At 40.8% G+C, this 11420-nt stretch carries 11 protein-coding genes and 1 pseudogene; 4 read left to right on the forward strand and 8 right to left on the reverse strand.

The window, feature by feature from the left end:
* Positions 1–102: 102 nt before the first annotated feature.
* The 7 genes from CDG77_RS31045 to CDG77_RS31080 form a co-directional block, all read right to left on the reverse strand.
* Positions 103–1704 (reverse strand): hypothetical protein, encoded by a 1602-nt coding sequence (locus CDG77_RS31045; RefSeq protein WP_190234113.1) that lies wholly within the window; start codon positions 1702–1704, stop codon positions 103–105.
* Between the two features lie 12 nt (positions 1705–1716).
* Positions 1717–4170: a two-partner secretion domain-containing protein gene (locus CDG77_RS31050; protein WP_190234114.1), complete on the reverse strand. Its 2454-nt coding sequence runs from the start codon at positions 4168–4170 to the stop codon at positions 1717–1719.
* Positions 4171–4187: 17 nt separating this feature from the next.
* Positions 4188–4934, reverse strand: a complete 747-nt coding sequence (locus tag CDG77_RS31055; RefSeq protein ID WP_094333073.1) for a DUF3598 family protein — start codon at positions 4932–4934, stop codon at positions 4188–4190.
* Between the two features lie 593 nt (positions 4935–5527).
* Positions 5528–5758, reverse strand: a complete 231-nt coding sequence (locus CDG77_RS39240; protein ID WP_094333075.1) for a hypothetical protein — start codon at positions 5756–5758, stop codon at positions 5528–5530.
* 17 nt (positions 5759–5775) lie between these two features.
* Positions 5776–6108 (reverse strand): hypothetical protein, encoded by a 333-nt coding sequence (locus CDG77_RS39245; protein ID WP_094333076.1) that lies wholly within the window; start codon positions 6106–6108, stop codon positions 5776–5778.
* Between the two features lie 218 nt (positions 6109–6326).
* Positions 6327–6524 carry a hypothetical protein gene (locus CDG77_RS31075; RefSeq protein WP_094333077.1) on the reverse strand — a complete coding sequence of 66 codons (198 nt, stop codon included), beginning with the start codon at positions 6522–6524 and terminating at the stop codon, positions 6327–6329.
* Positions 6525–6612: 88 nt separating this feature from the next.
* Positions 6613–6945 (reverse strand): hypothetical protein, encoded by a 333-nt coding sequence (locus CDG77_RS31080; RefSeq protein ID WP_094333078.1) that lies wholly within the window; start codon positions 6943–6945, stop codon positions 6613–6615.
* Positions 6946–7240: 295 nt separating this feature from the next.
* Here CDG77_RS31080 and CDG77_RS37045 point away from each other — a divergent pair, with 295 nt between their 5' ends.
* The 3 genes and pseudogenes from CDG77_RS37045 to CDG77_RS37050 all read left to right on the forward strand — a co-directional run bounded on the left by CDG77_RS37045 (position 7241) and on the right by CDG77_RS37050 (position 10382).
* Positions 7241–7411 (forward strand): hypothetical protein, encoded by a 171-nt coding sequence (locus CDG77_RS37045; RefSeq protein WP_190234115.1) that lies wholly within the window; start codon positions 7241–7243, stop codon positions 7409–7411.
* 541 nt (positions 7412–7952) lie between these two features.
* Positions 7953–9528, forward strand: a pseudogene (locus CDG77_RS31085) (group II intron reverse transcriptase/maturase).
* 14 nt (positions 9529–9542) lie between these two features.
* A complete protein-coding gene (locus CDG77_RS37050) occupies positions 9543–10382 on the forward strand; it encodes a hypothetical protein (protein ID WP_094333079.1) in 840 nt (279 codons plus the stop codon).
* A 21-nt stretch (positions 10383–10403) separates the two neighbouring features.
* Here the strand turns inward: CDG77_RS37050 and CDG77_RS31095 are convergent, their stop codons facing one another.
* The gene (locus CDG77_RS31095) at positions 10404–10775 is read right to left on the reverse strand and encodes a hypothetical protein (protein WP_094333080.1); all 372 of its coding nucleotides are present in this window, start codon (positions 10773–10775) and stop codon (positions 10404–10406) included.
* Positions 10776–11053: 278 nt separating this feature from the next.
* On the opposite strand from CDG77_RS31095, the gene CDG77_RS37055 reads away from it, so the two are divergent.
* Positions 11054–11203 (forward strand): hypothetical protein, encoded by a 150-nt coding sequence (locus CDG77_RS37055; protein ID WP_189525132.1) that lies wholly within the window; start codon positions 11054–11056, stop codon positions 11201–11203.
* The last annotated feature ends 217 nt before the right edge of the window (positions 11204–11420 follow it).

The raw sequence follows: 11420 nt of genomic DNA on the forward strand, positions 1-11420 counted from the left end.
TTGATATGGAGACTGTGCCGAATTTGTTGGATGATGACAAGCTCTTAGTTTTGGCTTGAGAAATTGTGAAGGTAGTTATGATAGGGGTTGTAGAGTTTTTGTTTACATAACTTTACAACGTGTCCCATTTTGCACGTATCCCGGCTGTACCCCATCTGGAGACTGAACAATTATCTCTATAGTATCTTCTAAGTCAATAATATTAATTACAGATGGAACGTTCTTGAGATTTTGAAGCTGGTTCAAAGCAACAAGATCAAGCTTGCCACATCGAAGAAAGTTTTCTAAACGTGCTATTTGCAGTCCTTCATTTATCTGTATTACTTTCTTTAAATCAGGACTAGGAGATGCTAAGAGTAATCGCATATAATTGCGATAGGTCGGCTCCATTTCCTCCTGAAACGATAACTGTAAGTCTCCGTTACTTGACAAAAGACTATCACGAACTTGAGTCATGTTTGCGAGCGCAGCATTATAGTTCTGAATCGCTAACTCAGTTTTTCCCTGCTTTTGGTAAATGAGTCCTAACTGCTGCTGCCATTGGTAGGCGATATCCGAAGCCCGAATTGATTGAGCGAATCCTAAAGCCTTCTTAAAATATGCCTGTTTTTGTTCTGTTTGAGTTGATAATTTACCCAAAGTACCAAAACTATAGGATAACCATCGGATACTATTAATAGTTTCAGCCATTTTCAAGGCTAATTTACTATATCGAATCGCTATTGATTTCAATTGTTCATCTGGGATCTGGCTGAGGTTATTAGCAAAATTCAACCGAGCATGAATAGATGGCTCAGGTGATAACTCCAAAAAGGCAGAAGAATTGTCATCTATTTGATTTACCAATACTCTAATTTGTTGATTAACTTTCTGATGGAGGTTTGCTTGATTTGGTTGATTACTGAGCCATTTTTCCCAACTTATCAGTAAAGTTAAGTGATTCAAATGAGCTTGCAGTTTAGCTGATTTGGAGATATTTGGGATGTTTTCTAGTGTTTGGTAATACCAGAGTGATTTTTGCGCTTTTTGGGGAATAATGTTAGCAATCTGCTCTCGAAAAAGTGGTTCCTCTATCCAAGAAGATTTATCTTGCAATTGCTGATAAATTGACTGTTCGATATTACCCAGAGACAGATAAATCCCACTAATCTTTGATGAGGATACAAGTTTTGCCAGCGTTAATGTTTCTTGTAGAACTGTTTCAGATTCATTTAACTGACCTAAAATCCGCAAGACTTCTCCTAGATTCTGTAATCCAAGCAAGTTAACTGATGTTGGTTTTTGCTTACCGATTACTGCCGTCAGTTGCTCTTTTTGATCAATAGCAGGTTGCTGCAAAATCGGATCGCAAATGTCTAGAATTGTATTCAACTTTAAAGCTTCTAAAAGTGTATTGCAAGCTTGTTTGTGTAATCCTAATGCTTGGAAAGCAAGGTTTTGATTAATCAGGCTTTCCGTAATTCCCTCTCGATCGTTTAGTTGGCGATAAATTTTCGTAGATTCCTGCCAAGTTTTTAAAGCTTCATCCGCACGGTCTAGAGCTAATTGTTCGTGACCTGATGAAGTCAGGGATGCCGCTTGATTTTTGAGAAATTCTTTTTCTTTTTTTACAGTCTGGGCAGGGGAAGATGATTGAATTAAAATTAGAGACAGCCCTAGAATGCCTGAGAAAAGATATTTAAAGCAACATTGAGGTGAGATCATTTTTATATCTTTTTACCACTGAGATCCTGAAAAACAAGAACTTGCAGACAGTGAAGCATTATCCCAGGTTGGATTTGCTTGGTCTGTCGTCAAAACTAAATTACCTTGAGAATCCCGAATCAAAACGTTGGCTTCTATGACTTGTGTGGGTTGGTTACTGAAGAATAATTTGGGATTTTGTGAATTATTAAAAGCTGGAACTGGAAGAGAGTTACTGTCCTCAACATTGTTATACATCAGATTGTTAGGCTTAGATTGTAGATTGCGACTATTAACAACAAAACTACTTCTTCCTGTGCCTACTTGTCTTGGGCAAACTGCGGTGATTTGAGGAGTTATTGGAATCACTTCTGCTTTTATTTTAGTAGTGTAAATATTAGGCTCAAGAATGTTGTACTTAACTGTACCGTTGATTCCATATTTGGAACTAGCTGTAATCAAGCTATCAGCGGAAAAGAATAGTCCTTGAGCATTAATTGTAATATTTCCACCACGACCCTCAAAGGCATCTGCGGCGATACTGCTGTTTTTTGAGCCAGATATAATATCTGCATTGATTCTGATATTTCCCCCGTCGCCTTGATTATCTGCGGATGCTGTGATATAGCTTTTGTTATTCAAAAGCAAATCTATTACATTCACTTGAATATCACCACCAACACCTGAAGCAGTAGAGGCAGTAATAGAACTTTTGTTATTTAAAAAAATAGAATCAGCATGGATTGTAAGCTTACCACCAGCAGTACTTGTTCCTTCATTCGTGATATTAACTTGTCCACCATTTGTTAGGCTCAAGTATCTAGCATTAATATTAACTTCTCCGGGAGAGCCACTTGGCATCGGAGGAGAACCGAATAGTTCTTGAGTTGCCATATCTGCCTTAGTAGTGGATGCACCTATTGAACCACTTATCTCCATATCAGAGGCATTGATGGTAAGAGTTCCGGCATCGCCAAATCCTAATGTAGAAGTGTTGGCGAATGCTTGATCTCCTACGATTAACCTTGATGTATTTATCGTTAAATTGCCAGATATACCAGTATTAAAGGTTTGAGATGCTAAATAGCTGGGTACATAGTATTGTCCCGAATTAATCAACTGTGGAGAGTTAGTCAACTCTATAGAATCAGTTGCATTCAAAACTATATCTCCTCCATCTCCAATTCCAGTGGTGAGAGATGCGATCAATCCTCCATCCTGATTTAGTAACTTACCTGTTGATACTGCAATATTTCCGGCTTTTTGTGTACCAAAAGTAGTTGTTATAATACCGCTCGTAACCAAAGGATCTAAAGGCAAAAAACCAAGCAATTGCACAGATTTAGTGGCATTAATGTTTATATTCCCTCCTTGACCAGTACTATAGGTTCTAGTACTTATTCCTGCTCCTGCTTGAATGACTAAATGCTGAGTAAGAATATCTATGCTTGCTCCACTTCCTGAACCTAGTGATTCACTACCCACAAAACTAATAAATTTTCCAACTGGAGCGCTACCACTGACTTGAAAAGACTCAATTGCATTAATATTGATATTGCCCGAAGGGAAAGAGCCTAAATTTTGATCTAGAAGTACTGAGCCACTACTCAGAAAGATGGACTTTCCTTGTAAAGCTATAGAACCACTACTACTTCCACTAGTATCCAATAAAGACTTTTGAGATAGATTAATGTCTTTAAAAAAAGACACTTCTTCGTAGCGTAGAGCCCATTCCTGAGTAATTGAACTAAGACTTACGAAACCAGAATTAACAGCACCTAACTCAATTCGCCCTTGTTCAGCACTCAGAGTTCCACCTTCCAACGTTAGCTCGCCCCCTACTAAAGCTAGGGTTTTTCCTGGTTGCACCTGCAAACCAGTTGCGTCTTTATTTCTTCTATACGGGGAGATGATCGTACTTTGAGCAATTAGCCCAAGACCTGTACCGTTGATTTGAATAGCACCAGAATTATTCCCAATCTGTAAACCAATAGGTGTACTAATAGTCAACAGTGGAGTAGTTTGGCTAGGATTCATTCTCCATTCAAAGCCATCGCTAAATTTAATCGCATTTGCAGTACTTGCAAAGAACGAACCCCCAATCTCTAGCCGAGCATTTTTTCCAAAAATAATTCCATTTCGATTGAGTAAAAACAAGTTAGCTATGCCATTAGCTTTCAGGATACCATCGATATTAGAAATCGAATTACCAGTGATCCGAGTGAATATATTTTGAATATTCGCACTATTATTAAAGTAAGTTCTAGTTCCAGTCAATACAGAAAATTGTTCAAAGCTGTGAAACAAGTTGTTCCCTTTTATAGTGCCGCCATTAATTTGGTTGGTATTATCCTGGCGTATTACTTGAGAATTAACAGGCAGTGTTTTATCTGGTGTGATCTGTGCAATAGCTGGCGATAAAATAAGTAGCAGGGAAGATAGAATACTACCTTGAAAGCCCCAAAATGAAATAGTACGTACTTTCACAAAACCCTTTTTTATCCTTATAATTGACGATTGAAGACTTCTAATGTGAAGTTTCTAAACCCGAAGGTGTCAAAATAACGAATCCCACGTAGTAATAAAGTAGGATTGACTAACCATTCTGTTGCTAAAAATAACTCTTTATTACTGTCTATCTGTTTTGGAATACTGATCGATACGTTGTCATTCAAGTGCAATGTTAAGTAATCTTTAGCTAACTCCTCTAATTGCACCCATGAGGTTTCTGCTGCACTTGAGATAATCCAATCAGGCGTTATTTCTGTAACTATTCCCTTCCAATTAATGAGTTGATTGATTGGAAGTGATGAAAACTCTTGAGCGAAACTTTTCAATTGTTCAGAAATAATTACAATATCTAATGATGCATCTGTGTTATATCTAGCAACTGCGCTCCTCCGTTGACTTCCATGTTTAAAGCCAGTCTCGAAAAAAAACATTGTTTCGGGCTTAACTTCTGTAGAACCCCACGAAAAACTATCATTAAAATGAAGTGATTTAATGATAGGTTTTTTATGAGGTCCAAAAGTTTCTGTTTTAGTTGTACCATCGGGATAAGTATAATGATTCTGGTGATTAACTTCGTTGCCATCAGCACTAACTTGAAAGCTTCTGACACATTGGAAGTGACGAATTAGTTTTCCTTCTAAATCGTATATACTCCAAGTTCCATGCCAATCTCCTATGGCATGATGACGACAAAAATTTTCCCAGTTTTGAAGCTGGGGATCTGTGATGCTAGAATTCATGATGTTGATTAATAGGGGACTTTCGATAGTATATCAGCACTAGGATAACAATTAAAGTCATAAACAATTTGTAATTTTTTCCCACCTAAATAGTTAGATTATTAAAAAATATATCTCTAGGGATAGCCTGCCAGATTGTATGAGTGCGTGTTGGATGGAACCTGTGCTTTTAATGGTTTGAAAACCATGCAGTTAAGCAATAAAAATAGTTCCAGAACCGGAATATTTGTAAGGAAGTTAGCGGTCATTAATCGGGAACATCAATCGAGAACTGAGCCAAATAGAATTCAGTCGTCATAATTCAGTTGTTAGCGTTTCTAGGTGGACGTTGAAACACCAGACGAAAAATGGTTATGACAGCAAGTTGCGGAGCAATATCTTCTTTGACACTGTATTTCTCATCTTTGAGCAAGCTAAAAGTTTATTTTTTCTAGAATATAAAGCTTCCATTGGAGAAAATTCTTACATTAGAGAAGATTATTGGCTAGTGAAGATCGGGGTTATGATATTGAACTTAAGTTTTTGTGGGTTAAATATCGAATCAAATGAAGAAGGGGAATAGCACTCTTGTTCATGTGAAACCCTTATGAACACTAGGTGTGGAGTGTAGGGTAAAAGTATAACGTGCGTTGACTAAAAAATATAGGCATGTATACATACTTGAAATTTTTGTCCCCTTTGTAACTAGAAGCTTTCGCAAGATCCTTAAGGTTTTGCACGCCGCTATACTGATGTCCATTGATAACCCAAGTTGGTACACCGGGGACTTTTGCCGCATCGCACCAATCTGGATGAGCATTAACACCTCTCTTGTCGCACTCCACCTTTATACTGTCGTTGATTATCTGGTAGGCTTCTTTACCAAAGAGCAACTTCTGTTCGTGACAGTGAGGACACCACCAAGCCAAGCGACGTATTCCTTTGCACCGATGTTGACCAGATGCTGTGCTAGGGCTAATTCTGCATCACCGGAACTGGTGGTTATTTCCCAACCGACTCCAGGTTGAGGGTGTTCTTTGGGCAGGAAGAAGATGATTGATGGGGACTTTTGGTTATCCTTTATAAATGCCAGTGTTGTTGGTATTGGTGAATAGAGTGCAGAGACGGAAGGCGTATCAACACAGATAATAGAAAGGGATAACAGTGCAAGTAAAAGAGGGTGTTTGATAGCCATATTAAATATATACTCTGATTGAGTAGCAATTGTATGGTTAAGATTGTAGTATCTTGTATAACTGATAACACGAAGCCAAGATATTATTCATCATCATCTTCATCCTCATAATCGAAATCATCATCACCATATTCTTCATACCACTTTCTTTCTTCCTCCAAAGCGATTTCTCTTGAGATCCTTTTTCTTTCTAAAATTTCCATTTCAAGCTTTTCTATTTATTGCTTTTCTCTTTCTATTCTTTCTGTTTCTATCCGTTCTCTCTCTCTGGTTTCTCTTGCTACCCTGTCTCTCTCGATTTGAATTAATCGCTGCTCCACTCGCTCACAGTAGAAATCCAAAGCCTTTCCTGTGGTTGCTCCGGTAATCTTTCCAATTCGCAATTCGCAATTCGCAATTAATAATACCCCACGCATTTATGCGGGGGCTTGAATATTGATACTACGTTTTGTTTCTTTTGATAATTGATTCATTTGGGGGCTTGTACCCTAAATGAATCAATTATCAATTACGTCCGCAATTGCGAATTGCGAATTGTTCGGTCATTTCGGATTGACGAAGTATCAACCACTGCGCCAAACTGAGAATCACACCAAAGATGAAAGCAGCAATTCCTGAGAGAATTACATTACCTGGGAAACTGAATGGATCTACCGCAAATTTAATGATTAGCGTGATAGTAATCGGGGCAAAGAGAAAAAAGCTCAGGAGTAAGCTAGCACTAATCGCAAGAAACCAGTAGCGACCGAGATAACCCAGGCGAAATTCTAACAACGACTTTTGTACTCCAAACAAAGTCGTCCAAAATACAATACCCGCCGTCAAATAATCAAGCATTAGCCCTTGTTTTACTCGTGTGTTAAAGAGGGTATTTCTAGAATAAGCTGAAATTGAATTTGGTTGGCAGAAGTTAGAAGTCAGAATTGAATTCAGGTTCCTGACTTATGAAGTGTTTCTTGTTAACTGTGGTATTGGACTGATTTTCGTCAAAGTATTCTTTCATCGGTGCAAAATATAAAAAGCAACGAAAAACCCCATCCTTCATACAGGTTGGGGGATAGATAAAAAACATATATTCCATGATGACACAACTCAATATTTGTTCGACTGCTGTCAGCCTAGAGGTGGGGCAATGAACAAACCACCATCTAGACGCAAGAAAGTTATCCCTGGGGCATCTGGGGAACCAAAGCCAGCCACCGACTCTGCTCCCGAAAATACTTCTGGCCAAGACAACCCAACCTCAGCAACGATTACGGTTACTGCTGTTGAAATAAGAGAGTTGGTGCGATTCGTTGATTAGTGAATCACGGTAATCAGCCCGTAAATAACTAATCCNAGCCCGACAGCAGATTACTGTCGCTAAAGGCTGAACTCTCGGTCAGATGCAAGTGTAAGCCTTGCCATTCAGACTCAGAATTGACTCCTTACCTGCCCACACCGAACAAGCTCGGTTCTTGTAGAGTGAAGCTGGGAACAGGGCGCAATCAGACGACCGTTGCGGGTTGACACTGGTGCTAACGGGGAGTTCCCACGATGAAACAGAGCCTAGAAAAACGACTTAGTTATGGGCAGGGCGCAACACAAAATCCCTGACCTTGCTGGAGTTCATTCCCGCCGAACATCAACTCAGTATCGGCAAGAGTCAAGGGAATCCAGTAGTTGAATTGGCTACATCTAACGGAACAATCAATCTCTCCGAGGGAACGAATAAAAACGAGTTGTGGGTCTAGGGGCTTTCGTTCCCCGAGTAGCCCAGACGAGCGGAGGAATCCCCACAATTCGGGTAGGACAGACCGTAATTGGTCTGAGGTGTTCAGAATACACTAACTAGAGAAGAGAAAATGATTAGACACAGTTACAAAACTAGTGAATCTTGGAAAGCTTTACCGTGGAAGAAATTCCGCCGAAATCTTTTCCGCCTTCAAAAGCGCGTGTATAAAGCGGTTCATGTTGGAGACAAGCGGAAAGCGCGGTTTCTCCAAAAGCTTATTTTAAAATCAACCTCGGCTCGATTTCTTGCAATAAGACTTGTATCTCAGCTAAATGCTGGTAAAAAGACGGCTGGTATTGATGGCAAAAAATCCCTCTCATTTGAAGAACGCTTCAACCTTGAAGAATTACTGAGAATGAAAAGTGGAAATTGGAAGCATCAAGGTTTACGGGAAATCCCCATCCCTAAAAAGGACGGGACTACCAGAATGCTTAAGATACCAACAATTGCGGATAGGTCTTGGCAATGCCTAGCAAAATACGCACTCGAACCAGCACACGAAGCCACTTTCCACTCCAGGAGTTACGGGTTCAGAACTGGGCGCTCTGCCCATGATGCACAAAAGTACATCTTCCTAAACCTTAACTCCAAGGTTAACGGAATAAATAAGCGAGTAATTGAACTCGATATTGAAAAGTGCTTCGACAGGATTAATCACTCAGCAATAATGAACGAACTCATTGCCCCCAAAGGCTTAAAACTCGGTATACTCCGATGCCTCAAGGTAGGAGTTAATCCGGAATTCCCCGAACAGGGTACACCTCAAGGGGGAGTGGTCAGCCCACTATTAGCGAACATCGCGCTCAACGGAATTGAGAGTATCCACAGATATCATGATAATCAGAAACGCAGAATCACTGACAAAACCTCGGCGAGGGATATCAAAGAACCATCAATCCGATACGCGGATGATATGGTCATCATACTCCGACCCAAAGACAACGCGATAGAGATACTTGAAAGAATCAGCGAGTTCCTCCGCAAACGCGGAATGAATGTAAGCCAAAAGAAAACCAAAGTTACCGCCGNCGACAGATGGGTTTGATTTCCTCGGCTGGCACTTCAAAGTCCAGAAAAACGGAAAGTTCAAAAGTACTCCCTCAGTGGATAACTTCAAAGCATTCCGTAAGAAAGTAAAACACATCGTCAACAACTCGAATTATGGTGCTACCACAAAAGCTGAGAAATTAGCCCCGGTAGTTAGAGGATGGAGAAACTACCATAAGTTCTGCAAGATGGATGGGTCAAAGTTTTCCTTATGGCACATCAGTTATAGAGCTTTTCAGGTATTCAACAAGGAAACCAAGCAAAACCGTCACTCATGCCAGGAGCTAATAAAAAAGGCATTCCCAAAGGTTCCTTACTCCGAAAACAAACACATTTCTGTCAAGGGAACTAAATCACCTTACGACGGAGATACAGCCTACTGGAGCGAACGTAACAGTAAACTCTATTACGGCGAAACCTCTATTGCTCTTAAGAAGCAAAACCATAGATGTGCCACCTGCGGCTTAAAGTTCATCGATGAGGAACGGGTTCACCTGCATCACATTGATGGAAATCACGCCAACTGGAAGAAAAATAATCTCGAAGTAACTCACGAGAGTTGCCATGATTACAAGCACATGAGCAAAGGCGCAAGCTAAGAACATCGGGAGCCGTGTACACGGAAACGGGTACGCACGGATCTAACGGAGAGGTGCGGGGAATAATATCCCCCATCGACTCAACCACCCAAGAGGAGCAGAGCGATCGCCTGCACTTGGAGAGGAAAGTGGAGCGGGCGTTTTTTGAAGCAGGCAAAGCTTTAATAGAATTACGCGATCGCAGATTATATCGCTCCACGCACAAAACCTTTGATGAGTACTGTTTAGACAGGTTTGGCTACAATCGTTCCCGTTCTTACCAGCTAGTTGATGCGGCAGTTGTTGTGGACAACTTGCAAAAATGTCCACAAATTGTGGACATTTTGCCGACAGCAGAGGGGCAAGTTCGACCCCTGACAAAGCTTCAACTCCAGGAACAGCAGGAAGTGTGGCTAAAAGCAGTAGAACTTGCTGGAGGGAAAATACCAACTGGTAGAATCGTGAAATATGTTGTGCAGCGCATAATGGAGCGTACCCAAGTACCTAATACCTACCAGTTGGGTGAAGTCTGCCAAATCCTCACAAAGGACAACCCCGAACTCAGAGGCAAGGGCGGGTGCTGGGCAATTGTCAGCGCAGTAAACGAGTTTAGTTGCACGGTGAGAATGTGGGATGGCGAGTACACCATTGGCTTGCAACATCTGAAGTCCTTCGACTACCTGCCTGCCGAGCGTGAGCAGATGCAGGTGATTTGCGATCGCATCAATCGGGTGTATTCGAGTGGGCTGGAGGAGTCGGTGCAGAAATTTTTGGAGATGCTGGGGAAGCTGAATCGGGCTTCTTTGACGGCGCTGGAAGAAAAAGTGCTAAGTCTCTTAGAGTCGGAAATTACACATAAGGAAGTCTGGGGGTAAGGCAGGGACTTATGCCAGCGATTAAGTCATCGTCAATGAAGTTTGCTGTTCAAGCCGAGTTTGTAAATCTACAATCAGGTTCTCTCCACTGCGTCGCGCTGACCATAAACCAGAATATTGCAAACCTATATTCCACTCTCCTTGCATATAATCTTCATTTTCTGAAACCATGCCTGTATATCTAACTGGTACAGGTGAGGTAACTAAATAACGTTTAGTAAAACTGATAGTGCGCCCAATTACCTCGCCATTGACCTGAGCTTCTCCTAAATAGTTGTCATCCAAAATGGAACCACTAAAAATATTTCCACTCTGAACAAAGGTTGCTTCAAAGCGACTAGGAATGTCATCTTGCCAGTAAGTTCCTAACCAATTACCACTAAGGTCTGCCATATTGTTTCCTAGTAAGGATGTCTATGCGCTCACCCGAATTGAAGTAATTGACGCAGCAAGTAGTTTACTCACTATTGTTAAGCTGAAACCGTCAACCGTCCAACTGTATCGATATTATCGCTGTTGAGTATCGCAGTAAACCCTAGTAAAATACGACAGTAGAAGGGGGAAGGTAACGGCAGTATTCATTGGTGAACGATTATTAGGAATGGCAAGGATTACTCACAGGCGTACTATCATTATGAATTTTAGAGTCAGGGCAATCGCTTGGTCGAGTCGTGGAAGTACATTCCCAAGCGGTTACTGAAGCGGATTTAGTAGATGGAGTGGGAAAAAACGGCAGTGAAGGAGATATTGCAGTTATTAGGAGCGAAAAAATGATAATTCTGAAGCTGTCACCCCAACGGCTGTTGAAATCTCTGGGCTAATCAGCCAAAACAGAGCAATCACCTTTTATTAGAGCGAAAAAGTATATCCCGCTTGAAAACGTGAAACTCTTGCTGTGGCTGGGTGTAGACGGTTGGGTGCAGGGTGTAGGAAAAAAAATCAGAAAAGCCAAAATTAAGTCCAACCTTAATAAATTCCTTTATTACTAAACCCCACACCCATAGGTCTTATAGTCGATTTAGCTTTAAGGGGCGTGCC

This window comes from Nostoc sp. 'Peltigera membranacea cyanobiont' 213 (assembly GCF_002245975.1).
GTDB lineage: Bacteria > Cyanobacteriota > Cyanobacteriia > Cyanobacteriales > Nostocaceae > Nostoc.

What these genes read in the sequence shown, in the direction of transcription:
- CDG77_RS31055 (WP_094333073.1), bottom strand. Translation starts at nt 4,934, where the DNA reads ATGAATTCTAGCATCACAGATCCCCAGCTTCAAAACTGGGAAAATTTT.
- CDG77_RS31075 (WP_094333077.1), bottom strand. Translation starts at nt 6,524, where the DNA reads ATGCGTGGGGTATTATTAATTGCGAATTGCGAATTGCGAATTGGAAAG.
- CDG77_RS37045 (WP_190234115.1), top strand. Translation starts at nt 7,241, where the DNA reads ATGAACAAACCACCATCTAGACGCAAGAAAGTTATCCCTGGGGCATCT.
- CDG77_RS31045 (WP_190234113.1), bottom strand. Translation starts at nt 1,704, where the DNA reads ATGATCTCACCTCAATGTTGCTTTAAATATCTTTTCTCAGGCATTCTA.
- CDG77_RS31095 (WP_094333080.1), bottom strand. Translation starts at nt 10,775, where the DNA reads ATGGCAGACCTTAGTGGTAATTGGTTAGGAACTTACTGGCAAGATGAC.
- CDG77_RS39245 (WP_094333076.1), bottom strand. Translation starts at nt 6,108, where the DNA reads ATGGCTATCAAACACCCTCTTTTACTTGCACTGTTATCCCTTTCTATT.
- CDG77_RS31080 (WP_094333078.1), bottom strand. Translation starts at nt 6,945, where the DNA reads ATGCTTGATTATTTGACGGCGGGTATTGTATTTTGGACGACTTTGTTT.